Annotated in this window: 28 protein-coding genes and 1 riboswitch; of the genes, 16 read left to right on the top strand and 12 right to left on the bottom strand. The window is 69.9% G+C overall.

What is annotated here, in order from left to right:
• Positions 1 to 85: 85 nt before the first annotated feature.
• A complete protein-coding gene (locus tag ABGB19_RS07405; protein ID WP_347685223.1) occupies positions 86 to 2,380 on the bottom strand; it encodes a helicase-associated domain-containing protein in 2,295 nt (764 codons plus the stop codon).
• A 65-nt stretch (positions 2,381 to 2,445) separates the two neighbouring features.
• On the opposite strand from ABGB19_RS07405, the gene ABGB19_RS07400 reads away from it, so the two are divergent.
• Genes ABGB19_RS07400 through ABGB19_RS07385 form a run of 4 tightly spaced genes read left to right on the top strand, consistent with a single transcriptional unit; the run spans position 2,446 to position 4,103 of the window.
• Entirely contained in the window at positions 2,446 to 2,637 is a 192-nt protein-coding gene (locus tag ABGB19_RS07400) for a hypothetical protein (RefSeq protein ID WP_347685222.1), read from the top strand.
• On the top strand, positions 2,638 to 3,141 hold the full coding sequence (gene moaC / locus ABGB19_RS07395) for a cyclic pyranopterin monophosphate synthase MoaC (protein ID WP_347685221.1): 504 nt from the start codon (positions 2,638 to 2,640) through the stop codon (positions 3,139 to 3,141). It abuts the gene before it with no gap.
• Between the two features lie 60 nt (positions 3,142 to 3,201).
• Positions 3,202 to 3,678: a MogA/MoaB family molybdenum cofactor biosynthesis protein gene (locus tag ABGB19_RS07390; RefSeq protein ID WP_347685220.1), complete on the top strand. Its 477-nt coding sequence runs from the start codon at positions 3,202 to 3,204 to the stop codon at positions 3,676 to 3,678.
• Positions 3,675 to 4,103, top strand: a complete 429-nt coding sequence (locus tag ABGB19_RS07385) for a molybdenum cofactor biosynthesis protein MoaE (RefSeq protein WP_347685219.1) — start codon at positions 3,675 to 3,677, stop codon at positions 4,101 to 4,103. The genes ABGB19_RS07390 and ABGB19_RS07385 overlap by 4 nt, the downstream gene beginning before the upstream one ends.
• Here ABGB19_RS07385 and ABGB19_RS07380 read toward each other — a convergent pair.
• The 4 genes from ABGB19_RS07380 to ABGB19_RS07365 form a co-directional block, all read right to left on the bottom strand.
• Positions 4,100 to 5,323, bottom strand: coding sequence for a transglycosylase family protein (locus ABGB19_RS07380; RefSeq protein WP_347685218.1), 1,224 nt, complete (start codon positions 5,321 to 5,323; stop codon positions 4,100 to 4,102). The genes ABGB19_RS07385 and ABGB19_RS07380 overlap by 4 nt on opposite strands.
• 10 nt (positions 5,324 to 5,333) lie before the next feature.
• Positions 5,334 to 5,514, bottom strand: a riboswitch (cyclic di-AMP (ydaO/yuaA leader).
• Positions 5,515 to 5,763: 249 nt separating this feature from the next.
• Positions 5,764 to 6,012: a MoaD/ThiS family protein gene (locus tag ABGB19_RS07375; RefSeq protein ID WP_347685217.1), complete on the bottom strand. Its 249-nt coding sequence runs from the start codon at positions 6,010 to 6,012 to the stop codon at positions 5,764 to 5,766.
• A 2-nt stretch (positions 6,013 to 6,014) separates the two neighbouring features.
• Entirely contained in the window at positions 6,015 to 7,073 is a 1,059-nt protein-coding gene (gene moaA / locus ABGB19_RS07370; protein ID WP_347685216.1) for a GTP 3',8-cyclase MoaA, read from the bottom strand.
• Positions 7,070 to 7,474, bottom strand: coding sequence for a YccF domain-containing protein (locus ABGB19_RS07365; RefSeq protein WP_347685215.1), 405 nt, complete (start codon positions 7,472 to 7,474; stop codon positions 7,070 to 7,072). Before ABGB19_RS07365 ends, moaA begins: the two co-directional genes overlap by 4 nt.
• 161 nt (positions 7,475 to 7,635) lie before the next feature.
• Here ABGB19_RS07365 and ABGB19_RS07360 point away from each other — a divergent pair, with 161 nt between their 5' ends.
• On the top strand, positions 7,636 to 8,046 hold the full coding sequence (locus ABGB19_RS07360) for a cold-shock protein (RefSeq protein ID WP_347685658.1): 411 nt from the start codon (positions 7,636 to 7,638) through the stop codon (positions 8,044 to 8,046).
• A 75-nt stretch (positions 8,047 to 8,121) separates the two neighbouring features.
• Here the strand turns inward: ABGB19_RS07360 and ABGB19_RS07355 are convergent, their stop codons facing one another.
• On the bottom strand, positions 8,122 to 8,979 hold the full coding sequence (locus ABGB19_RS07355; RefSeq protein WP_347685214.1) for a DUF559 domain-containing protein: 858 nt from the start codon (positions 8,977 to 8,979) through the stop codon (positions 8,122 to 8,124).
• 115 nt (positions 8,980 to 9,094) lie between these two features.
• Here ABGB19_RS07355 and ABGB19_RS07350 point away from each other — a divergent pair, with 115 nt between their 5' ends.
• Entirely contained in the window at positions 9,095 to 10,108 is a 1,014-nt protein-coding gene (locus tag ABGB19_RS07350; RefSeq protein WP_347685213.1) for a glutathione S-transferase C-terminal domain-containing protein, read from the top strand.
• Here the strand turns inward: ABGB19_RS07350 and ABGB19_RS07345 are convergent.
• Positions 10,105 to 10,584 carry a DUF2771 domain-containing protein gene (locus ABGB19_RS07345; RefSeq protein WP_347685212.1) on the bottom strand — a complete coding sequence of 160 codons (480 nt, stop codon included), beginning with the start codon at positions 10,582 to 10,584 and terminating at the stop codon, positions 10,105 to 10,107. The genes ABGB19_RS07350 and ABGB19_RS07345 overlap by 4 nt on opposite strands.
• Complete coding sequence (locus tag ABGB19_RS07340; protein WP_347685657.1) at positions 10,581 to 12,164, bottom strand: MFS transporter; 1,584 nt, start codon at positions 12,162 to 12,164, stop codon at positions 10,581 to 10,583. Before ABGB19_RS07340 ends, ABGB19_RS07345 begins: the two co-directional genes overlap by 4 nt.
• Positions 12,165 to 12,351: 187 nt before the next feature.
• Between ABGB19_RS07340 and ABGB19_RS07335 the strand changes: the two genes are divergently transcribed.
• The gene (locus ABGB19_RS07335; protein WP_347685211.1) at positions 12,352 to 13,134 is read left to right on the top strand and encodes a DUF3027 domain-containing protein; all 783 of its coding nucleotides are present in this window, start codon (positions 12,352 to 12,354) and stop codon (positions 13,132 to 13,134) included.
• On the opposite strand, the gene ABGB19_RS07330 is transcribed toward ABGB19_RS07335, so the two are convergent.
• Together ABGB19_RS07330 and ABGB19_RS07325 are read right to left on the bottom strand one after the other, a co-directional pair.
• Positions 13,131 to 13,583 (bottom strand): SRPBCC family protein, encoded by a 453-nt coding sequence (locus ABGB19_RS07330; protein ID WP_347685210.1) that lies wholly within the window; start codon positions 13,581 to 13,583, stop codon positions 13,131 to 13,133. The genes ABGB19_RS07335 and ABGB19_RS07330 overlap by 4 nt on opposite strands.
• 22 nt (positions 13,584 to 13,605) lie before the next feature.
• On the bottom strand, positions 13,606 to 13,845 hold the full coding sequence (locus ABGB19_RS07325; protein ID WP_347685209.1) for a DUF2530 domain-containing protein: 240 nt from the start codon (positions 13,843 to 13,845) through the stop codon (positions 13,606 to 13,608).
• A 61-nt stretch (positions 13,846 to 13,906) separates the two neighbouring features.
• Here ABGB19_RS07325 and ABGB19_RS07320 point away from each other — a divergent pair, with 61 nt between their 5' ends.
• Genes ABGB19_RS07320 through ABGB19_RS07310 form a run of 3 tightly spaced genes read left to right on the top strand, consistent with a single transcriptional unit; the run spans position 13,907 to position 15,457 of the window.
• On the top strand, positions 13,907 to 14,338 hold the full coding sequence (locus tag ABGB19_RS07320) for a MarR family transcriptional regulator (protein ID WP_347685208.1): 432 nt from the start codon (positions 13,907 to 13,909) through the stop codon (positions 14,336 to 14,338).
• On the top strand, positions 14,335 to 15,183 hold the full coding sequence (locus ABGB19_RS07315; RefSeq protein ID WP_347685207.1) for an RNA methyltransferase: 849 nt from the start codon (positions 14,335 to 14,337) through the stop codon (positions 15,181 to 15,183). Before ABGB19_RS07320 ends, ABGB19_RS07315 begins: the two co-directional genes overlap by 4 nt.
• Position 15,184: 1 nt before the next feature.
• Complete coding sequence (locus ABGB19_RS07310; protein ID WP_347685206.1) at positions 15,185 to 15,457, top strand: DUF2537 domain-containing protein; 273 nt, start codon at positions 15,185 to 15,187, stop codon at positions 15,455 to 15,457.
• On the opposite strand, the gene sepH is transcribed toward ABGB19_RS07310, so the two are convergent.
• Complete coding sequence (gene sepH / locus ABGB19_RS07305) at positions 15,454 to 16,266, bottom strand: septation protein SepH (protein WP_347685205.1); 813 nt, start codon at positions 16,264 to 16,266, stop codon at positions 15,454 to 15,456. The two genes, ABGB19_RS07310 and sepH, sit on opposite strands and share 4 nt — an antisense overlap.
• 84 nt (positions 16,267 to 16,350) lie before the next feature.
• Positions 16,351 to 17,457, bottom strand: a complete 1,107-nt coding sequence (gene serC / locus ABGB19_RS07300; protein ID WP_347685204.1) for a phosphoserine transaminase — start codon at positions 17,455 to 17,457, stop codon at positions 16,351 to 16,353.
• A gap of 237 nt (positions 17,458 to 17,694) precedes the next feature.
• Between serC and ABGB19_RS07295 the strand changes: the two genes are divergently transcribed.
• The 6 genes from ABGB19_RS07295 to ABGB19_RS07270 all read left to right on the top strand — a co-directional run bounded on the left by ABGB19_RS07295 (position 17,695) and on the right by ABGB19_RS07270 (position 24,541).
• A complete protein-coding gene (locus tag ABGB19_RS07295; RefSeq protein WP_347685203.1) occupies positions 17,695 to 18,072 on the top strand; it encodes a hypothetical protein in 378 nt (125 codons plus the stop codon).
• 48 nt (positions 18,073 to 18,120) lie between these two features.
• On the top strand, positions 18,121 to 18,483 hold the full coding sequence (locus ABGB19_RS07290; RefSeq protein WP_347685202.1) for a hypothetical protein: 363 nt from the start codon (positions 18,121 to 18,123) through the stop codon (positions 18,481 to 18,483).
• A gap of 54 nt (positions 18,484 to 18,537) precedes the next feature.
• A complete protein-coding gene (locus ABGB19_RS07285) occupies positions 18,538 to 18,936 on the top strand; it encodes a hypothetical protein (protein WP_347685201.1) in 399 nt (132 codons plus the stop codon).
• Between the two features lie 162 nt (positions 18,937 to 19,098).
• On the top strand, positions 19,099 to 20,133 hold the full coding sequence (locus ABGB19_RS07280; protein ID WP_347685200.1) for a diiron oxygenase: 1,035 nt from the start codon (positions 19,099 to 19,101) through the stop codon (positions 20,131 to 20,133).
• Between the two features lie 16 nt (positions 20,134 to 20,149).
• A complete protein-coding gene (locus ABGB19_RS07275; protein ID WP_347685199.1) occupies positions 20,150 to 21,829 on the top strand; it encodes an FAD-dependent oxidoreductase in 1,680 nt (559 codons plus the stop codon).
• A 66-nt stretch (positions 21,830 to 21,895) separates the two neighbouring features.
• Positions 21,896 to 24,541: a family 1 glycosylhydrolase gene (locus ABGB19_RS07270; RefSeq protein WP_347685198.1), complete on the top strand. Its 2,646-nt coding sequence runs from the start codon at positions 21,896 to 21,898 to the stop codon at positions 24,539 to 24,541.
• Positions 24,542 to 24,547 lie beyond the last annotated feature (6 nt).

Raw genomic sequence — 24,547 nt, 5'->3', positions numbered from 1 at the left:
CGGGTGGTCGGCGAGCGTGCGCAAACTGCTGCGATCCGGCGGCGGGTCGTCTACAGACAGGCACGCTCGGCGCAAAAAGGGGAGGTCAACCCTCGTCGGCGGACACCACCGAGGTGATCCGGTGGATCGCGAAGTCGCGCACCCGGCCCGATGCCGGGTCGTAGGCGGTGAGCTGGCCGCCGCGCACGTTGATCGGTGCCACCACCCGCTGGGTGGCCACGCCGGCGGGGTCGACGTACCCGATCACCACCGACGCCTGCTGGTGGGCGGCCTCGTGTAACTGCGAAATCGCGACCGCGGGGTCCAGGCGCATGTTGCCCGACGGCGCGGCCGCCACCTTGCGCAGCACCGCCACGATCGCGCTGAGCGTCTGGTTCGTCGGCACCGGTGCGGGTCGGTACGTCCGGCGTCGTCCCGGCGGCGTGGGCACGCGGGCGCCGCGGGCGCGGATGTCGACGATGGTGCCGGTCGAGTCCTCGGCCGCCGGCGCGAAGCCGGCGCTCCGCAGCGCGCCGAGCACCTCGGAGATCGGGGCCTGGGACACCGCGACAGTCGGCGCGAGCAAGCGCATCTCCAGCGCTTCGGCCGCCGGTGCGGCGACGGCCTGCGCCAGCAGGGCCGCGTCCTCGCAGCGCACGAACGACGCCGCCATCCCGACCCGCAGCTGCCCGTGCCTGCGGGCCACGTCGTCGATGAGGTACGTCAACCCCTGCGGCACAGGCGTTCTGGAGTGACGGGCGAACATCGCGTGCAGTTCGCCTGCGGTGCGGCCGGTGTCGAGCGCCCGCCGGATCGAGGCCTCGCTGATGCGGTACACCATCGCCGCGCCCGCCGACTCGACATTCGCGACGGCGGCCAACTGCTCGGCGAGGTCGCGTTGCAGCGGACCGGGGACGACGACCGTGAGGTCGGCCTGCACCAGGAAGTGGTCGATCGGCGCGGGCAGTACCTTGTCCATCGCCTTGACGACGTCGTCGGGTGGGTCGCCCGACAGGAGGGCGCGCGCCGGCGTCGCGAGCGCGCCGCGGCCCACCAATCCCATGGCGTGCGCCTCCGTCAGCAGGTCGCCGACCGGTCCCGGTTGCAGTCGCACCGCCCACCGCGGCCTGCGCCAGATCATCGCCTGCGATGCCGTCGTCGCATCCGCCCCCGCGCCCGGCGGGAGTTCGGCCAGCACGGCGAGCAGCAACCGCCGGTCCAGCGGGGCGGCAGTGGAGAACAGCGAATCCGACAGCGCCGCATACGGTTTGCCGTCGGGACCGCGAGAGCCGATCAGGCTCGGCCTGCCGTGCAGATCCAGCCAGGTCGACGCCAGCAGATGCCATTTGACGGCGGTCGGTGATTCGACGAAGCGGTCCGCCGACACCGTCGGCGCCCAGTACGGGCCCGAGCCGTCGTCGGGTTCGGGTTCGGGCATGCCCGCCGAGATGAGGCCGGCAGCCGCGCAGACCTCGACGATCAGACCCAGTCGGCGTTCGTCGATGCCGGTGTTCTTCGTCAGGCGCTTGACGTCGCGCACGCCCAGCCCGCCGCTGCGCAACTCGGGAACCGGCGCGGTGCCCAGGGTCTCGAGCACCACCTCGACTTCGCGCAGCAGGTCGAGCGCCGCGCCCGCGGCGACCGCGTCCGCGTCGGCCGCCGTCGTGGTCGACACCACCGGGTGGGGTGCGGACATCCGGGTCGGGCCGGGTAACTCGCCGCGCAGCACCTGACCTACGAGCCGGGGCAGGATCACCGTCTCGTCGTCCACCTGGCGCAGCAGGCCGGCGGCGAGCAGGCGCTGCACCGGGCGGTCGGCGGGGGTGCCGGGGGCGGCGTCGCGGGTGCGGCCCACCGGGGAGCCCTCGAGCAGCTTCTGCAGCAGGTCGGCCTGCGCCTCGTCGAGGCGCTCCAGCCGCGCGGCGATCTCGTCGGCGGATTCGGCGGTCGCCTCGACCGTGACCTGGCCGGGATACCAGGGCAGGCCCGCGGGCGCCTCGGCGGCCACCCGCACCGCGGTGTCACCCCAGACCAGGGCCCGCTCGCGCAGGTCGTCGACGGCTTCGGTGATCGCGGCCTCCGGTGCGCGGTCGCCGGTCAGCTCCACGAGTTTGGTCAGCGGGACGGCCGCGGCGTCGGCGTGCAGCACGAGCAGCGCGTCGAGGACGGCCAGCCGCAGGTAGTCGAGGTCGTCGGTGGCCGCCTTGACCGACTGGCGGGCTTGCGCGCGGGCCGCCAGCGCGGCGATCGTGCCCGGCGGCGGTTGAGTCAGGTCGGGCCGCAACTGCAGCAGGCGCACGAGCCGGTCGTCGGGAAGTTCGGCCAACCAGGCGCCCAACGGGACGGCCCTTTCCGAATCCCGGGTCGCTCCGCTGCCGCCCTCCGGCGCGTTCTGGGTCATTGCTGACCAGCCTAAAGGAGCACGGCGGTGTCGCCAGCGGCCGAGGCATTTGCCACAATGTGGATGTGGCAGACAACAAGGGAAAGAAGCGATACATCGACCCCGGCTGGCCGGCGACCGACGGCGAGGACGACCACCCGATCAGCGAGCTGGCCGCCGACCGTACCGGCGCGCTGTCGCCCTTCGGGGAGCTGACCTTTCCGCTGCCCTCGGGTGACCTCCCGTACCTGCATCCGGTGACGGTCGTCAACAAGTAGGTGGCCGAGCGCTCAGCTGGACTTCCCGGCTCGGCCGGGGCCAGGCTGTCGCATCTCGACGAGTCGGGAGCGGCGCACATGGTCGACGTGACCGCCAAGGACGTCAGCAAGCGCACCGCCGTGGCCGCGGGCTCGCTGCACACCACCGCGGACGTCGTCGCGATGATCGCGTCCCGCGGACTGCCTAAGGGCGACGCCCTGGCCACCGCGCGGGTGGCGGGCATCCTCGCCGCCAAGCGAACCAGCGACCTGATCCCGCTGTGCCACCAGTTGGCGCTGACCGGCATCGACGTCGACTTCGAGATCGGCGACGCGGTGGTGACGATCACCGCGACCGTGCGCAGCACCGACCGCACCGGTGTCGAGATGGAGGCGCTGACGGCAGTGAGCGTCGCCGCGCTGACGCTCTACGACATGATCAAGGCCGTCGACCCCGCGGCGCACATCGAGGGCATCCGGGTGTTGCGCAAAGACGGCGGCAAAACAGGGCCCTGGACCCGGTGATGAGCGTCGGCGCGAAGAACAGACAACGGTGATGAGCCTCTGCGCGAAGAACAGACAATCATGAGATCCGGCCGCGTCGTCATCGCCTCGACCCGTGCGGCCGCCGGGGTGTACGAGGACCGCACCGGGCCGATCATCGTCGACTGGCTCGCCGGCCGTGACATCGCCGCCCCGGCGCCCGTCGTCGTGTCCGACGGTGGCCCGGTGGCCGACGCGATCGCGGCCGCGGTGGCCGAACGCGTCGACGTGGTCATCACCTCGGGCGGCACCGGCATCTCGCCGACCGATCGCACCGCCGAGGCGACCGCCGGGATCGTCGACTACCAGATCCCCGGACTCGCCGACGCGATCCGCCGCGCCGGCGAGGACAAGGTGCCGACGTCGGTGCTCTCGCGCGGCGTGTGCGGAGTCAAGGGCCGCACGCTGATCGTGAACCTGCCCGGATCGCCGGGCGGGGTGAAGGACGGCCTCGGCGTGCTGGCCGGCGTGCTCGACCATGCGCTGGATCAACTCGGCGGAGAGGAGCACCCGCGATGACCACCGTCGTGCTGCGCGCCGAGCTGACCGAGCAGACCATCGAGGTCGGCGAGCACGAGGCGCTGGTCGCCGACGCCGCAGCCGGGGCGGTGGTGAGCTTTGCCGGGGTGGTGCGCAACCATGACGGCGGGAAAGACGTTGTGCGCCTTGAGTATTCGGCACACCCCTCTGCGGCGCAGACACTGGCCGACGTCGCCGCGGAGATCGCCGCGCAAGCCGAGGGCGTGCGGGCCATCGCGGTCAGCCATCGCATCGGTGACTTGCGGATCGGGGACGCCGCCCTGGTCGCCGCCGTCGCCGCCGACCATCGCGCCGCGGCGTTTCAGACGTGCGCGCGCCTGGTCGACGTCGTCAAGGAGCGGCTCCCGGTGTGGAAGCACCAGTTCTTCGCCGACGGCTCCGAGGAGTGGGTGAACTCCGCCTAGGCCGGCGGAACCGGAGGCAGCGGCGCGGGCGGAGGAGGCGGAACCGGGGCGGCCGGGTCGACCGGCGCACCCGGAAGGTTCGGCGCCGCACCACCCGGGGTGTCCGGCGTGGTCAGCGGACGCTGGGTCAGCGCCAGCAGGGCGTCCTTGCCGGTGATGTCCTGCGTCTGGATCGCGTGCCAGATCTCCTTGAGGTAGGAGACGTTCGGGCTGTCGTCGGTGAACTGGGCGCGATCGACGGTCGTTCCCGGCGGCAGATTCTCCGGGCTGACGAGATGCGGAGTGCCGTCCGGCCCGGGCGCGGGCGCCGCGAGTGAATCGGCAGGCGCCGCCGGGACCCCCGGCGCGGGCGGTGCCGGGGGTGCCGGAACCGGCGGAACCGGCGGGAGCGGCGGCGCGGGCTGAAGCGGTGCGTCGGCGTGCAGCGCCCACAGGGCGGGCTGCTCACCGGGCACCGGCGCATCGGGTGCGACGTCCCAGTTCGCGACGGGCTGCGCGTCGATCGGCGGGGCGGGGGCAGGCGCGAGCGGATCGACCGGTGCCGGCGGAGGCGGCACCGGGGCGGCCAGCGCATCGAACGGAGCGGGTGCCGGCGGCGGCGGTGGCGGCGCAGGGGCAGGAGGCGGCGGTGGTGCGTCGGGCAGCGGGGCGGCCAGCGCGTCGACCGGAGCGGGTGCGGGCGGCGGCGGAGGCGGCAGCGGCGCAGGGGCAGGAGGAGGCGGCACCGGAGCGGCCAAGGCGTCGATCGGAGCCGGCGCGGGCGGCGGAGGCGGTGCGAAGGGGTCGAACGGCGGCGGAGGCGGAGGCAGCAGGTTCTGGACCGCCTGGACGGCGTCGTCGACGACGTTGCGCGGGGTCGACGACGACAGCGGGCCACCGCACGACGGCCATGCGCCCTTGCCCTGGCTGCCGAGCACGCGCTCGGCGACGGCGATCTGCTCTTCCTTGGTGGCCAGGTGCGCGGCGGGTGCGTACTCGCCGCCGCCGTGACCACTCCAGGTGCTGGGCGAGAACTGAAGGCCGCCCTGGTAGCCGTTGCCGGTGTTGATCGCCCAGTTGCCGCCGGATTCGCACTTGGCGACCTGATCCCATTCGCCGTCGGTCGCGGCGTTGGCGTGCCCGGCGAGGGCGAGGCCTCCGGTGCCGAGGACTGCGCCGGTGAAGGCGACTTTCGCGACGTTTACGGCAGATGTAGTGGGCTTGCGGTGCCGTCCACTCATAGGTGCGCCAGTTTCCTCTCTTCGGCGCCCGCGAGGTCAGCTGTCGGGTTCGGGCTGGAGAGGTCGCCCGGCCGCGTCGCTCATGCGACGACGGCTTCACCCCGAGGAACCGAAATGGCTCCTGGTCCGCTAGTGCTCGGCGGACCGGTGGGTCCCCCGCCTCCATCCAAGTTGTTCGTCGGTTGTCCGTGCGCCAACGGATGGAGCTCGGCGCGATTGGGCACGGCGGGCCAGGCGATTAGGGTCGACCGGCTTGGGACTGAACCGTAACGGCTCTCAAACGGCTCGTCATCTTTTGCCGGTAACGGCGTTTCAGGGCGCGGCAAATCCTAAAAGGGCTCTAAAAGCCCAGCAATTCAACGCGTTTCCGCAGGACTCGACGAGGCTCCACCGCTCCGTAGCCAGTCCGTGACCATTTCGTTATGTGATGCAAATCACGACTATCCGCCGGCGAACGGGGGAAGAACATCGACCGTTTGAGCGTCGCCCAATACCGTCGCGTCGTCGCGCACCGCGATGCCGTCGCACAGAAAAGAGCAGCGCAGCAGGACTTTCGCCAGATTCTCGTCTCGTGCGCCTAGTTGCGCCACGAGTTCGGCGACCGTCGTCGAGGGCTGTAGCCGGATCGTCTCCTCATCGTTACCCGCGGCGGCCCGTGCGGCCGCGAAGTAGCGAACGGTCACCTGCATTCTCACCCGCCGATCGCGCTCATCGGCCGGTCGGGTTGGACGAAGTCGGGATCGTTGATGCCGTGGCCCGCCGCCTTGGCCCACATCGCGGTGCGCCACGCCGCTTCGACCGTGGCGTCGCCGGCACCCGCGCGCATCAGCCCGCGCAGATCGGTCTCCTGCCGGGCGAACAGGCAATTGCGCACCTGGCCGTCGGCGGTGAGCCGGGTCCGGTCGCACGCGGCGCAGAACGCGTGCGAGACCGAGGCGATGATGCCGACCTTGGCGGGACCGCCGTCGACGCGCCACAGCTCGGCGGGCGCCGACCCGCGCGGGGCCGCGTCGGGGGTGAGGTCGAAGTGCTGCCGCAGCGTGGCCAGGATGTCGCCGGCGCTGACCGCCCGGCCCCGCTGCCACTGGTGGCCGGCGTCGAGCGGCATCTGTTCGATGATGCGCAGCTGATAGGAGTGGCCGAGGCAGAACCGCAGCAGCGCGACCGCGTCGTCGAGTCCGGTGACCGGATCGAGGACGGCGTTGACCTTCACCGGGTCCAGGCCCGCCGCCTTCGCCGCCCGCAGGCCGTCGAGCACGTCGGGGAGCCGGTCGCGGCGGGTGATCGCGGCGAAGCGCTGCGAGTCGACGGTGTCCAGCGAGACGTTGATGCGGTCCAGGCCCGCGGCGCGCAGCTTCGCCGCGCGCCGCGCGAGGCCGATGCCGTTGGTGGTCAAGGTGATCTCCGGGCGGGGCCGCAGTGACGCCGTCGCCGCGATGACGTCCTCGAGGTGCCTGGCCACCAACGGCTCACCGCCGGTGAAGCGCACGCTGGTGATGCCCAGCCTCGTCACGGCGATGCGCAGCAATCGGGTCAGCTCGTCGGGCCGCAGCAGCCGGTCGGCCGGCAGCCAGTCGAGGCCGTCCTCGGGCATGCAGTAGGTGCAGCGCAGGTTGCAGCGGTCGGTCAGCGAGACCCTCAGGTCGGTGGCGACACGGCCGAACGTGTCGATGAGCGGCCCGTCGGCGGGGGCCGGCGCGGCGGGCGCGGCCGACGCGACCGTGGGCAGCCCGAGGCCGACGACCGTCATGCGAACGCTCGCTCGGGGTTGGCGACCGAATCAACGGGCACGATGTCCTTGCCCAGCGGCATCAGCGAGACGGGGATCAGCTTGAGGTTGGCCAGCGCGAGCGGGATGCCGACGATCGTGATCGCCATCGCAATCGCGGTGAGGACATGGCCGATGGCCAGCCAGATGCCGAACAGGATGATCCAGATGATGTTGCCGACGAGCGCGCCGGGCCGCGGCCCGGGCTTGTCGACGACGGTGCGGCCGAAGGGCCACAGCGCGAACACCGCGATGCGCAGGGCGGCGAATCCGAACGGGATCGTGATGATGAGGACGAAGCACAGCAGCGCCGCCAGCAGGTACCCCAGGGCCAGCCACAGGCCGCCGAAGACCAACCAGATGATGTTCAGTATCAATCGCATATCAGGCGCTTCTTCTCCTCCAGCGGTGGTCTCAGCCTACCGATAAGGGGGTGCTGGCGAGGCCGAGGTCCGAGTAGGATCGGACAGCAACGCGTCCCGGCGCATTCGGGGCGCTTTCCTTATGTTCGATATGTGGTGACCAGGACAAGCAGGTGAGACCAGTGCCGACCGGCCGGGTTAAGTGGTACGACGCCGAAAAGGGCTTCGGCTTTTTGTCGCAGGAGGACGGTGAGGACGTCTACGTCCGGTCCTCGGCGCTGCCCTCTGGTGTCGAGACCCTCAAGGCCGGGCAGCGGGTCGAGTTCGGTGTCGCGGCGGGGCGCCGCGGCCCGCAGGCGCTGAGCCTGAAGGTGCTCGAGCCGCCGCCGAGCCTGACGCGGACCCGTCGCGAGGCGGCGGCCGCCGAACGCAAGCATTCCCCGGACGAACTGCACGGGATGATCGAGGACATGATCACGCTGCTGGAGAGCGCGGTGCAGCCCGAGCTGCGCAAGGGTCGCTATCCGGACCGCAAGGCCGCACGGCGGGTGTCCGAGGTGGTGCGGGCGGTCGCCCGCGAGCTCGACGCCTGACGCTCTCTTTGCGCCGAAACTGAACTTGTGCAGGCTATTTCGCGCATTTGACCTGTACAACCTCAGTTTCGGCGGTCAGACCGCTGCGCCGGCCGCGCGTAATGCGGTCCGGGTGCGCTCGACGATGGTGTAGGGCCGGTAGCGCAGCATGTCGGCGCTGACCCGGATGAGTCGCCAGCCCAGCGCTTCGAGCTCGGCCTGTCGGTCGATGTCGCGCGCGCGGATGGCCGGGACCGTCCAATGTTGGCCGCCGTCGTACTCCACGCCGACTTTGTATCGGGGATAACCCATGTCGATGCGGCCGACCTGACTGTTGTAGCGATCGAACACCTCGATCTGGGTGTGAGTCGGCCGGAGTCCGGCATCGGTCAGCACCAGACGCGTTCGTGTCTCCTGTGGCGACTCCGCTCCGCCGTCGGCGAGATCGATCACGTCGCGAAGCTGGACGACCCCGCGGGTGCCACGATGGCGGTCGATCAACCCATCGACATCGGCCAACTTCACGCCGGTTGCCTGCAATAGGGCATCGACGCGAATGACCGCCAGCGTGCGCCCGTACCGGCGGCCGAGGTCGAAAGCGGTGCGCGCCGGCGTCGTCACCGGGATGCCGTCACGCATCACGACGTCGTCATCGGCGAGCGTGTCGTTGTGCAGCACGATGCCCCTGGTCTTGTGCTGATTGCACCGGTTCAGCTCGGCGGGCAACCGCTGGTCGATCCACTTCGACCCGTGAATCGCTGCGGCCGATACGCCGACGATCGTCGCCCGTCGTCGTGACCACAACGAGGCTGCGTACGCCTTCTGCCTGGGGGTCGCCTGCTCGCCCCGCGCGAGGTAGACGTTGCGATAAATCGCCTCATACCGCGTGGCGAGTTGATGACGGGTGACGGCGCCGGCCGCCACGGCCTCGGTGCCGACGAATGGCCAGTCCATGCCGGTACGACGCCGTCGGCGCGCCTCCGGTTCCCCTCGGCGAATCTGAGGCTGTGCAGGAAATTCGCCCTCATCCCCTGCATAAGTTCAGTTTCGGCGGGGAAGAATCATCGTCATGGCTTATGTCGCCGATACAACCAAGTCGCAAGGCGAGTTCAACCGCGACACCGACTACATCACCACCCGCATCACGGCGGACGGCCGCGACGGCTATCCCGTCGAGCCCGGCCGGTACCGGCTCGTCGTGGCGAGGGCCTGCCCGTGGGCCAACCGCACGATCATCGTCCGTCGGCTGCTCGGCCTGGAAGACGTTCTGTCCATTGGCTTCTGCGGCCCGACCCACGACGAGGACAGCTGGACGTTCGACCTCGACCCCGGCGGCGTCGACCCCGTCCTGAAGATCCCGCGACTCAAGGACGCCTACCTCGAGAGGTTTCCGGACTACGAGAAGGGCATCACGGTGCCCGCCGTCGTCGATGTGCCGACCGGGGAGGTCGTCACCAACGATTTCGGTCAGATCACGCTCGACTTCTCCACCGAGTGGACGCGGTATCACCGCGACGGCGCCCCCGACCTATACCCGGAGAAGTTGCGCGACGAGATCGACGAGGTCGCCCAGCGGATCTACACCGAGATCAACAACGGCGTGTACCGCTGCGGCTTCGCCGGGTCCCAGAAGGCCTACGAACGGGCCTACGACCGGTTGTTCACCGCGCTCGACTGGCTCTCCGAGCGCCTGGAGAGCAGGCGCTACCTGGTGGGCGACACCATCACCGAGGCCGACGTGCGAGTGTTCACCACTCTCGCCCGCTTCGACCCCGTCTATCACGGGCACTTCAAGTGCAACCGCTGCAAGCTCGCCGAGATGCCGGTGTTGTGGGCGTACGCCCGCGACCTGTTCCAGACGCCAGGCTTCGGCGACACCATCGATTTCGTGCAGATCAAGCAGCACTACTACATCGTGCACACCGACATCAACCCGACCAAAGTGGTGCCGAAGGGGCCGGACCTGTCAAACTGGCTCACCCCGCATGGCCGGGAAGCGTTGGGGGGCAGACCGTTCGGCGACGGCACAGCGCCGGGGCCGACGCGTGAGGGCGAGCGGGTGCCGGAGGGGCACAGCGTTTAGGACCAGACGGTGCGCACCGACCACTCGGCGTGCGGTGCGGGCACCTCTTCACCGTCGATCCGCACCAGGGTGGGCAGTAGCACCGCCAGGCCGGTCAGCTTGCCGAGCCGCGGGTCGACCGTGGGGATGGTCACCGCCAGCCTCGTGTCGGGCCGGAATTCCTCGACGACGTCGGAATCCTCGTACTGGCGCAACAACACCCATGGCGCCCTGGCGATCTGCGGTGGTACCGACAGTTGCACAGCGGCGCGTTCGGTGACCGACAACTCGCCCTGATCCTCGAACACCTCGCACTTGGTGGGGTTGAGCACCTCGCAGTAGCGGTACGGCCCCACCCGGACCGTATCTCCCTGCGAATACGCGCTGATCTCAGGGTATTTCGGTGCTTCGTCCCCGCTGAGCTGCCAGATCAGCAGACCGGTGCCGACCGACGCGACGACGACCACGGCCGCCAGCGCGGCGAGCATGCGTTTCACTCCGGCGCCACCGCCGCGGTGTCCGGTCGGCCACCCTCTTGCTCGGCGAGCACCGGGCGATTGCCGCCGAAGCCTGGGACCAGCGACTCGCCGCGGTAGCTCACGACCGTCTGAGCCAGCCCGAGGATCAGCACCGCGGTGATGCCGGTGAACCCGACCCACAGTTCGGTGTAGATCAGCACGCCGACCGCGCCGCCGGCGACCCAGGCCAACTGCAGCAACGACTCCGAGCGCCCGAACGCCGACGCGCGGGACCTCTCCGGCAGGTCGTCCTGCAGCGAGGCGTCCAGCGACGCCTTCCCGATCGCGCTCGCCCCGGAGGTGAGCAGCGTGGCGATCGCCGCCACCAGCAGGTTGCCGGTCAGCGCGGCCGCCAGTGCGGCGACGGTGACCACCACGGTGCAGCGCACCACCACCTGCGCCGGGTGGCCGAGTGCCATCCGGGCGCTGGTGAAGTTGCCCGCGAAGTTGCCGATCGCCGCCGCCGCGCCGATCAGGCCGAGGATCTGCAACTGTTCCCAACCGCCGGCGTCGTGCGATTTGGCGACGAACGCCGGATAAAGGAACAGGAAACCGACCATCACCTTGATCGTGCAGTTACCCCACAGCGCGGTGATGGTGTTGCGGCCCAACGGCTGTCGCGCATCCTTCGACGGCAGCTGCTCGGGATGGCGGCGCAGTTCGCCGGTGCGGCCGTGGTAGCTCAGCGTCGCGGGAACCTCACCCGCGGTCACCTCGACCCACTTCGGGATCCGCATCGCCAGCACCGCGCCCGCGATGCTGACCGCGACGATGACGTACAGCGCCCCCGGCATACCGAACAGCTTGAAGAAGTACTCCGCCCCCACGGCGACGCCGCCGCCCACCATGGTCCCGCCCAGCAGTCCGAACGTCGTCAACCGCGAATTCACCCGGACCAGATCGATGGTCGGCGGCAGCACCCGCGGGGTGACCGCGGAGCGCAGCACGCTGAAAGATTTGGACAGCACCATCATTCCGAGCGCACAGGGGTAGAGCACCCACGAGGGGAAGCTGCCCGTGGCGCTGTCGTAGTTGGCGATCAGCACCACCGCCAGCACCGTGCGCAACACGAACGACGTGGCCAGTGCGACGCGGCGGCCGTGCTGCAGGCGGTCCAGCGCCGGGCCGATCAACGGCGCGATGACCGCGAACGGCGCGATGGTGATCAGCAGGTAGAGCGCGACCTTGGCCTTGCTCTCTCCCGAGGCGGCGGCGAAGAACAGCGTGTTGGCCAGTGCCACGGCCATCGCCGCGTCGACGGCGAAGTTCGCGACCACCGGCCACGTCAGCGCGGTCAGCCCGGACTTGTCGGCGCCGTCGGCGGTGGCCGCCCGGTGCACCAGGCCGTACATCTTCGAACCCATCTCGCGGCTGCGCTGCGCGGCCGCCCGGGTCACGGTGACCCTCTCGCCAGCCGCGCCACCGATGGTGCGCGGCGGCGGATCGGAGACGAACTCGCGGGCGGGATCGTCCAGCGGTGGCAGCCAGCGGTTCGCGCTCGGCGTCGGTCCGCTCCGGCGCGGACGGCGGTAACTGCCGTCGCTGGGGTAGTTCGCCATTCCAGGATGCTCTGCGTCGTCGGCGGGCGGCCGCGGCGGGTAGTAGCGGGGGTCGCGGCGCGCCGTGGGGTCCCAGTGGTCACGCCGCGGTCCGGTCACGACCTCGATTCTCCACCATCGCAGCGGTAGCGGGCGTGCAGCCAACCGGTGTGGCTACCGGTTCGCCGGTCAGGCACTATTAGTGGCGATGGACAGCGTGACCGAATCTGCCGAGCACGGCGCGGACTCACCCGAGCGCCCCGACCTGGAGGCGGTGCTCCTGGGCGCCGTCGACGATGCCCGCGCAGCGATCGTCGAGTTCAGCGGCGAGGACACCGTCGGCGAGTACCTCGGCGCCAGCTTCGATGACCCGACCGCGGCCACGCACCGCTTCCTCGCCGACATGCCCGGTTACCGCGGCTGGCAGTGGGCCGTCGTCGTCGCGGCGTGGCCCGGCGCCGACCACGCCACGATCAGCGAGGTCGTGTTGGTCCCCGGGCCCACAGCTTTGCTGGCCCCCAAGTGGGTGCCGTGGAACCAGCGGGTCCGGCCCGGCGATCTGAGTCCCGGCGACCTGCTCGCCCCGCCCTCCGACGACCCTCGCCTGGTACCCGGCTACGTGGCCAGCGGCGATCCCCAGGTCGACGAGGTCGCCGCCGAGGTCGGCTTCGGCCGCAGGCAGGTGCTCGGCCCGTGGGGCCGCGCCGACGCGGCGCAGCGGTGGCACGACGGGGACCACGGACCCGGATCGGCCATGGCGCGCTCGACCCGGCGCGTGTGCCGTGACTGCGGCTTCTACCTGCCGCTGTCCGGATCGCTGGGCACGATGTTCGGGGTGTGCGCCAATGAGTTCTCCGCCGACGGCCACATCGTCGACGCCGAATACGGTTGCGGCGCACACTCGGACACCCCGCAGCCGCCCGGCAGCGGTTCCCCGCTCTACGACCCGTTCGACGACGGTGTGCTGGACCTGACCGAGCCGACCGACTAGCTTTCGGCGGCGGCCTTGATCCGCGCGAGCGAGGCGTTCATGCCGTCGACGAGTTCCTGCTCGAAGCTGGGCACCCCACCCATCAACGCGTTGACCGTGATGGTGGAGAAGGGCTTAACCCCGTTCTCGGCATGACGCGTCTCGACCAGCCTGGTGCCGGTGTCGGTGGGCTCGAGTTCGTAGCTCCACACCGTGCCGTTCTCGTTCACCCGGAACGCGAACTTCTTCTCCGGAATGAACTCGGTGATCTGACTGGTGGTGGGCCAGAACAGGAATTTGCGCCGGTTCAGATTGATCGTCCGGGCACCCGCGCGCACCGGGCCGAACGCTTTCATCAGCCGGCATTGCGGGCTCCATTGCGGCATCAACTTGAGATCGGACACCAAGTCCCACACTTTGGCCACCGGGGCATCGATATCGATCTGCGCCTGCAGCAGCGGTGCTGCCATTGTTCGCCTCCTGTCGTCGTGTTCAGTCGAGCCCGCTCTGAGCCCCCCGCGAACCGCGCCGTGCGGCCCGCCGTTGCACCAACCAGATCGACGTGCCGAGCACACCGACGCCGAGGCCGGCCAGGGTGTACGGTCGCCACTCGTGCAGCGAGGCCACCGTGAACGCCAGAACCGCCGCGACCGCCCATGCCGCGGCGATCGCGACGATGACCGGCCACGGCTTGAGCAGAATGGCGGGCAGCGTCGGCGGTTGCGGGGTCATCGATATGAAACGTAGCCCATTTGCGGTCCGCGGTTGTTCGACGCTCGTTACAATTTGCTGTGTGAGGGACGGGGACGGTCGGCTGGCGAACGATTTGTCGCTGGCCGTTATTCGTCTCGCGCGTCAATTACGCTTCCGGCGTCCGGATTCCCCGGTTTCGCTGTCGCAACTCTCGGCGCTCACCACTCTTGCTAAAGAAGGTGCCATGACCCCAGGCGCGTTAGCTGTGCGGGAGAGGGTGCGGCCGCCGTCGATGACGCGGGTGATCTCGTCGCTGTCCGAGCTGGGGCTTGTGGTGCGCTCGGCGCACCCGGGAGACGGGCGCCAGGTGCTGGTGTCGGTGGCGCCCGCGGGCCTGGACCTCATCGAGGCCGAGCGGCGCGCCAGCCAGGAGTGGCTGACGAAGCGATTGGCGGGCCTCGACGCCGACCAACGCGAGACCCTGCTTATGGCCGCCGACCTGATGACCGCCATCGTCGACGAAAGCGCGTGAGCCTGAATCTCGTCGACGTCGCCGACCCGTCCGATCCGCGGCTGGACGACTTTCGCGACCTCAACAGCGTGGACCGCAGGCCCGACCTGCCGACCGGCAAGGGGCTGGTGATCGCCGAGGGTGTGCTGGTGGTGCAGCGGATGCTGGCGTCGCGGTTCACTCCGCGCGCGTTCATGGGCACCGACCGGCGCCTGCGCGAACTCGAGGCCGACCTGCACGGCGTCGCGGCCCCGTACTACCGGGTGCCGGCCGACGTGATGGCCGAGGTCGTCGGCTTCCATCTCAACCGCGGCGTGCTCGGGTCGGCGTCACGGCCGCCCGAGCTGTCGGTGGCGTCCGTGCTCGACGGCGCGCACACCGTCGCGGTGCTCGAAGGCGTCAACGACCACGAGAACCTCGGCTCGATCTTCCGCAACGCGGCCGGCCTCGGCGTGGATGCGGTGGTGTTCGGCAGCGGGTGCGCCGACCCGCTGTACCGGCGCGCGGTGCGGGTGTCGATGGGCCACGCGCTGCTGGTGCCCTACGCGTGGGCGCAGGCGTGGCCCGCTGATCTGGAGTTGTTGCGCGACAGCGGCTTTCGCCTGCTCGCGATGACGCCGACCGCGACGGTGCCGACCCTGGCCGATGCGATGACGAGCGTCGCGGGCGACAAGGTCGCGATCCTGGTCGGCGCGGAAGGTCCGGGACTGACCGAACGCACGATGCGTGCCGCCGACCTGCGGGTGCGCATCCCGATGTCGCGAGGCACGGACTCGCTCAATGTCGCCACGGCCGCCGCGCTGGCCTTCTACGAGCGGGTTAGATTGGGCTCCGGCGGGCTGGAGCGAAGCGATCGGGGACAGTGAGATGACCGACGACTCGACGCCGTGGGCGATGGGGTTGACGGTGGCGGCGTTCGTCGCCGCGGTCACCGCGGCTGCCGTCGTGGTGCTGAGCCTGGGGCTGATGCGGGTGCACACCCTGCTGGCGGTCGGGCTCAACCTGGTCGCGGTCGGTGGCCTGGCCCCGACGGTGTGGGGCTGGCGCAAGCTGCCGGTGTGGCGGTGGTTCGTGCTGGGTACCGGCGTCGGGGTGGCCACCGCATGGGTGATCCTGATCGCCGTGGGTGTCGGCGCCTAGCGCTGGCCGCCGGACCGCACGCCCAGCAGCACGTCCTCCCAGGCGGGTACCGCCGGCCTGGCCTTGCCCTTACGTGCCCTCGGCGGCTTGGCGGCGGGGGCCGGCTCGGGCTCGGGTTCGGGCGCCTGCACCGGCGGGTCGATCGGCAGGGTCGGCTCTTCGAGCGCGGGTCCGGTTTGCGGTTCCGGTTCGGGCAGCGCGGCCACCAGTCGCGGCGGACGCGCGAAGTCGGGATCGATGAGCTCGCACGCCGCGTCGTCGAACGCCGTCACCGTGCCGCCGTGCGAGCCCGGGGTGTACCGGAAGTGCGCGGTGTTGTCCGACATGCCCGCTTTCCACGCCAGCTGAACGGTCCAACGACCGTCTTCGTTGCGCCAGGCGTCCCAGTTGGTGCCCTCGGGATCGAGCCCGCGGGCGATGAGCGCCGTCGTCACCGTCTCGAGCAGGGTCAGCACGGCGGGACCGTCGGCGAGCACGGGATGCGCCGCGGTTGCCAGCTCGGCGGCCCGCGACCGCTCCAGCAACACCGGATAGGCGAACCGCTCAACCCGTGCCACGTCGACCCCGGCCGCCTCGGCGACCTGCTCGACGGACGCGCCCGCGCGGATCCTGGACTGAATTTCTTTGGGGGGCAGCACGTTTGAAACCTCGGCCTCACTTCGTGTTGGGCTCGAGCTCACCTTGTCGCCGCGCACGGCAGCCCGCAACCGGTCGTCGGGTCGCAGCAGGAACTTCTCGCCGGAGCCGTCGACCTCGCAGATGATTCGTTTGCCGTCCACATCGAGTCCGACGACTTTGAGTTCCCGCATGCCGACCTCCTCCGGGCTAGTGCCCAGCCCGATCATTCGGACACTACTGCGTTATCCGCCTGTTACCTGGTAGGACACGCCAGATCAGAGGCGTTCGACCACCCAGTCGACGCACGCGGTCAGCGCGCTGACGTCGTCGGGGTCGACGGCCGGGAACATCCCGATGCGTAGCTGGTTGCGGCCGAGCTTGCGGTACGGCTCGGTGTCGACGATGCCGTTGGCCCGCAGCGTCTTGGCCACCGCGGCCGCATCGACGGCGTCGGAGAGGTCGACGGTGCCGACGACCTGGGAGCGCAACTCGGGGTCGGTGACGAACGGGGTGGCGAACGGCGATGCCTCGGCCCAGCCGTAGAGCCGCTGCGACGAATCCGCGGTGCGCTTGACGGCCCAGTCCAGACCGCCGTTGGTCAGCATCCAGTCCAGCTGTTCGGCCAACAGCACCAGCGTGCCGATGGCCGGGGTGTTGTACGTCTGGTTCTTCAGGCTGTTGTCGATCGCGATCGGCAGCGACAGGAACTCCGGCGTCCAGCGGCCCGAGCCGGCGATCGCCTCCACGCGGGCCAGTGCCGCGGGGGACATGATCGCCAGCCAGAGCCCGCCGTCGCTGGCGAAGTTCTTCTGCGGGGCGAAGTAGTAGACGTCGGTCTCGCGGATGTCGACCGGCAGGCCCCCCGCCGCGGACGTCGCGTCGATCGCCACCAATGCGTCGCCGTCGGGCCGCCGCACGCCGACCGCCACGCCCGTCGACGTCTCGTTGTGCGCCCAGCCGACGAGATCGACCGACGGATCGGACTGCGGCTGGGGTGCGCTGCCCGCGTCGGCCTTGATGACGACGGGGTCGCCGACGAACGGGTTCTTGGCCACCGCCGAGGCGAACTTCGAGCTGAACTCGCCGTAGCTCAGGTGCAGTGACCGCTTGTCGATCAATCCGAACGCCGCGGCGTCCCAGAACGCTGTGGCGCCGCCGTTGCCGAGGATCACCTCGTAGCCGTCCGGGAGCGAGAAGAGCTCGCGCATCCCGTCGCGCACCCGTCCGACGAGGTTCTTCACCGGCGCCTGCCGGTGCGACGTCCCGAACAGGTCGACGGCCGCCGCGAGTGCGGCCAGCTGCTCGGGCCGGACTTTGGAGGGTCCGCAGCCGAAACGGCCGTCGCGTGGTTTCAGGTCGGCGGGGATCGTCAGGTCGGCCATGGCCCCAAGGGTAGTGAGCCGCGAATCAACTGCGGGAGCGGGAGCGCGCGAACCACGCTCCGGGCACCGTCGCGAAGGCGGCCGGCGGCGCAGCCGAGGGGGAATTGAGGCAAATGCCCCATGCGCGGGCAACGGCACCGGGCCAGTGTCGAGGCATCGACACGCGAAGGACCCCCGATGAAATCGACGGAACACACGACAGGCGTCGCCCGCTCCTTCGGGCGGAACGACAGCATCATGAGGACCATTTCGGCCCGGGTGCGACAGGTCGCGCCCGCTGCCCTCCTCGCGGCCTCGGTTGCGATCGGACTCGGACATCCCGCGGTCGCCGGTGCCGAACCGACCAACCCACATCCCGCCCCCGGTCGCGAGTGGGACATCGGACATTACGACGAGTGCATCTTCGTCAACGGCGACGTCAGGGCACCCACCTGCTGTGCGTTGTCCGGCGGGGAGTGGAATGCCAAGGAGGGCAAGTGCGAAGCGCCGGCCCCTCTCGGCGCCGGTCCGCAAGCCCCGGGCGATTCCCCGCCTGTAGCCGATCCGGGTGGGCCGATTCCTTCGCGCCCGGGCGTCGCAAACCCGCTGCCGACGGCTCTGGCTCCGAATCCGTAAGACATTGCGGCACTGCATATTCGGTCGAGCACACAGTGAGGAAACATCATGGGGACAACCTTTTCGACGGGCTTGCTCTTCGCGGCCGCGATCGTGAGCGGATTCGGATATTCCGCGGTCGCCGGCGCTGAACCCACCGATCCGCATCCAGCTCCAAGTCGTGAATGGGACATCGGGGTGTACGACGAGTGCATGGCGATCGGCACCCTGAGCGCCTACAAGTGCTGCATGTACAGCGACGGGGAGTGGGACGCCGAGAACTACAAGTGCGTGGCGCCCGCGCCATTGGACGCGGGAGAACCGGAGCAGACCGGGACGCCACCGGTACTGCAGAACCCGCCGCAACAGACCGGCCCGGCCCACCCACTTGTTCCGACGCCGCGTGGGTCCCACAGCGGCACGTTGGGATAGCCACCGTCCCGAGTGGGCCGCGACCAGACATCCAGGATCGACGAAGGACACGAAATGCCATCGACACACCGCGGCACCCTTGCCGCTCGCCTCGGCCGGTGCCTCGCTTCAACGACGGTCGCGGGCGGCCTCGCCGCAGGAGCCACCGTGACCGCGGGCGCCGAAGCCGTCTGGGACATCGGGGTATACGACTCGTGCTTGGCGGAGCAGTCCAAGGACCCGACCACGTCTGACCAATGGCAGGCGGTTCTGCAGTATTGCTGCATCAAGTCCGGCGGAGACTGGGCCGGTGCGGATGGCAAGTGCGTGGCACCGGTACCGGAGGCACAGAATGTGCCGCGGTCACCGGAACAGACGACCATCCCGCCGATTCTCGACCCGGGACAGATCGGGCCGTCGAACCCGCTGATCCCGACACCACGCGGGCCCAACGGCGCCACCCTGGGCCGCTGATCACGGGTCGCCACCGCCCATCAGGTGTGTCCTCCGTCACATTTCCATCGGACAAGGCCCGTGTGACACATCGCGGTTACGGGGTATTCCCGGTATGCGATACCTGCGGTACCGTCTCGGACAACGCAGGCACGACGGTAAACCTCACAGGGGAGGCATCAGATGGCCCGGACGCGCATGGTCAGGCGTTGGCGACACAACATGGAGATCGGCGACGGCCCGGAAGACCGGGAGTACACCGGCACGCTCGCCACTCTGTCCGAGGGGTCGGTGCGGCGCAATTTCAACCCCTATACCGACATCGAGTGGAACTCACCCGAGTTCGCCGTCACCCGCGACGACGAGCGCTGGGTGTTGCCCGGCACCGATCCGTTGGGCGGGCACCCCTGGTACCAGTCCCAGCCGCTGCAGCGCCAGATCGAGATCGGCATGTGGCGTCAGGCCAACGTCGCCAAGGTCGGCCTGCAGTTCGAGATCATCCTGATCCGCGGCCTGACCAACTACGCGTTCTGGGTGCCCAACGGCTCGCCGGAGTACCGGTACTGCATGCACGAGTCGGTCGAAGAGTGCAACCACACCATGATGTTCCAGGAGATGGTGAACCGCATCGGCGCCGACGTGCCCGGCATGCCGCGGATGTTGCGGTGGCTGTCGCCGTTCATCCCGCTGGTCGCGGGCCCGCTGCCGATCCCGTTCTTCTTCGGCGTGCTCGCCGGCGAGGAGCCCATCGACCACACGCAGAAGAGCATCTTGCGCGAGGGCGGGAACGGGCGAGCGCTGCACCCGATCATGGAGCGCGTCATGGCCATTCACGTGGCCGAGGAGGCGCGACACATCTCGTTCGCCCATGAGTACCTGCGCAGGCGCCTGCCGCACCTGTCGCGCCGGCAGCGGTTCGGACTGTCGCTGTACGTGCCGGTCGTGATGCGCATCCTGTGCCAGGCGATCGTCGTCCCGCCGAAGTCGTTCTGGCGGGAGTTCGACATCCCGAAGTCCGTGAAGAGAGAGTTGTTCTTCCGCTCGCCGGCATCGCGGCAGTGGCTACGTGACATGTTCGGCGACGTGCGCATGCTCTGCCACGACACCGGTCTGATGAACCCGCTCGCGCGGCTGATGTGGCGGATCTGCAAGATCGACGGCCCGCCGAGCCGCTACCGCAGCGAGCCGGCCCGCCGGCACGTGGTCGCCGCCGCCTAGGACCGTTGGAGACTTCGTGCCCCATGTGATCACCCAGTCGTGTTGCAGTGACGGGTCCTGTGTCTACGCCTGCCCGGTGAACTGCATCCATCCTTCGCCGGACGAGCCGGGGTTCGCCACCGCCGAGATGCTCTACATCGACCCGGCGTCGTGCGTGGACTGCGGGGCGTGCGTATCGGCCTGTCCGGTCGGGGCGATCGCGCCGGACACGCGCCTGCAGCCCGAGCAGCTTCCGTTCGTCGAGCTGAACGCCGCGTTCTATCCGAAGCCCGACGGGAAGCTGCCGCCGACGTCGAAGCTGGCGCCGGTCCTCGAGGCCCCGCACGTGCATCCCCGCTCCGGCGGTCCGCTGACGGTTGCGATCGTCGGGTCCGGACCGGCCGCGATGTATGCCGCCGACGAGCTGCTCACCCAGACCGGCGTGCGGGTCAACGTCTTCGAACGCCTTCCCACCCCGTACGGCCTGGTGCGCGCCGGTGTGGCGCCCGACCATCAGAGCACCAAGCGGGTGACGAGGCTGTTCGACCGCATTACGCGGGTGCCCGGTTTCTCGTTCTACCTCAACGTCGACGTCGGATCCGATCTGACGCACGCCGAACTGCTGGCCCATCACCACGCCGTGCTGTACGCCGTCGGCGCGCCCAACGATCGGCGCCTAGATATCGACGGCATGGGTATGCTGGGCACCGGAACCGCCACCGAGATGGTGGCCTGGATCAACGGACACCCCGAATTCACCGACCTGTCAGTCGATCTCGATCACGAGCGGGTGATGATCGTCGGCAACGGCAACGTCGCGCTCGACGTGGCGCGCATCCTGACCACCGACCCGGACCGTCTGGCCCGCACGGACATCGCCGACCACGCACTGGCCGCGCTGCGGCGATCGACGGTGGCCGAGGTCGTGATCGCCGCCCGGCGCGGGCCCGCGCACTCGGCGTTCACGCTGCCGGAGTTGATCGGGTTGACGTCGGCGTGCGAGGTCGTGCTCGACGCGGACGACCACGACATGGTGATCAGCGATCTCGCGGCGGTCGAGGATCCGTTGACGCGCAGCAAGCTCGAGATCCTCAGCAAGCTCGGCGACGCCTCGGCGCCGGTGAGCGGGCCCCGCATCCGGTTGGCCTACCACCTGACCCCGGGACGGGTCGTCGGCGACGGCCGCGCCGAGGGCATCGAGTTCACCGTGTCGGGCACCGACGAGGTGCGCCGATTCGACGCCGGGCTGGTGCTGACGTCGATCGGGTACCGCGGCAAGCCGATTCGCGATCTTCCGTTCGACGATGCGGCCGCTGTCGTGCCGAACGACGGCGGCCGGGTGGTCGACCCGCAGACGGGCGCGCCGGTGCGCGGCGGCTATGTCGCCGGCTGGATCAAGCGCGGACCGACGGGGTTCATCGGCACCAACAAGTCGTGCGCGGCGCAGACCGTGAGCAACCTGGTCGCCGACTACAACGACGGTCTGCTGAGCAACCCGACCAGTGGGCCCGGCGCGCTGGAGAAGTTGGTGCGGAGCCGCCGGCGGGACGTGGTGGACGCCGAGGGGTGGAAGGCCATCGACGCCGCCGAGATCGCCCGTGGCGGCGACGACCGGCCGCGCGAGAAGTTCACCAGGGTCGCCGACATGCTGGTCGCCGCCGCGAGCGCGCCGGCACCGCCGATCCGGCAACGCCTGCTGGCGGGGCTGCGCCGGTGATCGCTCGCCCGACCGAAGTCGCGCAATCCGCCACGGGGCGCAGCACAGAGTAGTAAACCCAGACCCGTGAAGGGCGCAGCGTGTGTAGGTCGGGTCGGTCGGCTGGCCGTCGCTCTGGGAATCGGGGCGGCGGTGATCACCGGGTACGGGTGCGGCCCCGCATGGGCCGAGACGCCGTCGTCGGACTCGTCGCCGTCGGATGCGAGCGACGCCCCGGCGTCCGCGGAATCCCCCGGCGCGGACTCGGCGCCGGAGCCGTCGTCAACCGATGACGCCGACCCGGCCGACGAGCCCGAGCCGACGGACGAGCCCGAGCCGACCGAGGAGCCCGAGCCGACCGAGGAGCCCGAGCCGACCGAGGAGCCCGAGCCGACCGAGGAGCCCGAGCCGACGGCAGCAGACGGACCGCCCGCGGCGGGCGAATCCGAACCCGAACCCGAGTCCGGCGCCGACGCCCCGCCCGACCCGCCGGAGTCGACGCTCGACGCGACGCAGGTGCGTGTCGACGCGGAACCTGCCGCCGCACCGGCGACGGACACCGTACCGGTCGACCCCGCTGTCCCACAGACGTTTACGACGACGTCCGTCCCCGTGGTCACGACGGCCGCGCTGACACCGCCGACCGTCCCCTCGCTGCGGCCGTGGCCCACCGCCTACGACCCGGTCACGGCGATCACCTATGTGGTGGACATCGTGTCGAGCCTCGTCAACGCGGTGCTGAGCCCGTTCGCCGCGGGCCTGCCCGCGCCGCCGAGTGGCCCGCCGACGCTGTGGACCCTGCTGGCCTGGGTCCGCCGCGAGTTCTTCAACTCCTCGCCGACCATCGCCTACAACCCGGTGGGCAACAGCCAGGGCCTCGACGAGGACGGTGACGTCGTTATCACCGGCAGCATCGGTGCGGCCGACGCGGACGGCGACCCGTTGACCTACACCGTGATCGGCAGGCCGCTCAACGGCGGTGTGGTCGAGGTGGCCGACGACGGCACCTTCACCTACCGGCCGATGAACGCGATGGCGGCGGTCGGCGGGACCGACGAGTTCGTCGTCGTCGTCGACGACGAGGCCGCGGGCTTCCACCTCAACGGGCCGCTCGGGCTGCTGCAGTTCGTGCCCATTGTCGGCAACCTGATCATTCCGGGTGGTGGCCACCGGGTGGCGCGCACCATCAGGGTCACCGTGACCGCCGTCGAGGGAGTCGACCTGTCGTTGCCCGACGACTTCCATTGGGGCGTGGCCCATTCCGGGTTCCAGGCCGAGGGCGGTCCCGGTTCACCCGTGGACCCCAACTCCGACTGGTACAAGTGGGTGCACGACCCGCTCAACCAGCTCCTCGGCCTGACCAAGGGCGTGCCGGAGAACGGCCCCGGCGCCTACGTCCGATACGACGAGGACGCCCAACTAGCCCGCGACGAGCTCGACATGAACACGTTCCGGATCGGCATCGAGTGGAGCCGCATCTTCTCGAAATCGACTGCCTCAGTAAATATTTCGGATGAGGGCGGCGTCGTGAGCCTCGCCGACCTGCAGGCGCTCGACGCGCTGGCCAACCAGGACGAGGTCGACCACTACCGCGATGTGCTGGCGTCGTTGCGCGCCCACGGGCTGGAGCCCATGGTCACGGTCACCCACTTCACCCTGCCGGCCTGGGTGCACGACCCGGCCACGACGCGGATCCTGGCCCAGCTGGGACTGCCCGCACCGGCCGCGGGCTGGCTCTCGCCTGCCACGCCCGTCGAGTTCGAGAAGTACGCGGCGTACCTGGCATGGAAGTACGGCGGCCAGGTCGACAACTGGGCGACGCTCAACGAGCCGTTCCCGCCGGTGCTGACGCAGTTCTTCGCCCTGCCGGGCGTCGTGCCCGCCTGGCCGCCCGGCCTCATCAGGCCCGATCTGGCATCGACGTTCCTGGTCAACCAGGCCAAGGCGCACGTGGCGGCCTACGACGCGATCCACGAATGGGACAACACGTCGGCGACGGACGGCCGGCCCGAGGCGTTCGTTGGGTTCACCAACAACATGGTCCCGGCGCGGCCGGCCAACCCGGTGAACCCGCTCGACGTGCAGGCCGCGGATGCATGGAACCGGGCCTTCAACCGCTGGTTCCCCAACGCCGTGATCGACGGCTGGGTCGACGCCAACCTCGACGGGATCAAGACCGCCGACGAGGTCCATCCGGAGTTCGCCGACAAGGTCGACTTCATGGGTGTGCAGTACTACGGCTCGCAACCCATGCAGGGCTTCGGGCTGGCGCCGATCCCGGGGCTGCCGTTCCTGCGCGGGCTGCCCGTGCGGTGTGCCGCTACCTCGCCGACCTGCAGCGACTTCAACCAGCCGATCGACCCGGGCGGCTTCCGTGAGGTGCTCGAGGTGGCGGCGTCCTACGGGAAGCCGTTGTGGGTCACCGAGAACGGCATCGCCGACGATGAGGACACCAAGCGACCGTCCTACATCGCCAACCACATCGCCGTCGTACAGGACCTGGTCGCGCACGGCACGGACATCCGCGGCTACACCTACTGGTCGTTCGTCGACAACCTGGAGTGGTCCGAGGGCTATCACCTGCAGTTCGGTCTCTACGGGTCCGATCCGTCGACACCCGAGCTCGAGCGCACGCCGAAGCCGGCCAGCATCGACACCATCAGCGCCATCGCGGGGTCGAACTCGCTGCCGCTGTGGGTGCTGCTGGCCCACATCCCGGGCGCGACGGTCTGACGGCGG

It is taken from the genome of Mycobacterium sp. B14F4, assembly GCF_039871645.1.
GTDB lineage: Bacteria > Actinomycetota > Actinomycetes > Mycobacteriales > Mycobacteriaceae > Mycobacterium.
The sequence above is the reverse complement of the archived record's forward strand: the minus strand, read 5'-3'. Positions and strand labels throughout refer to the sequence as shown.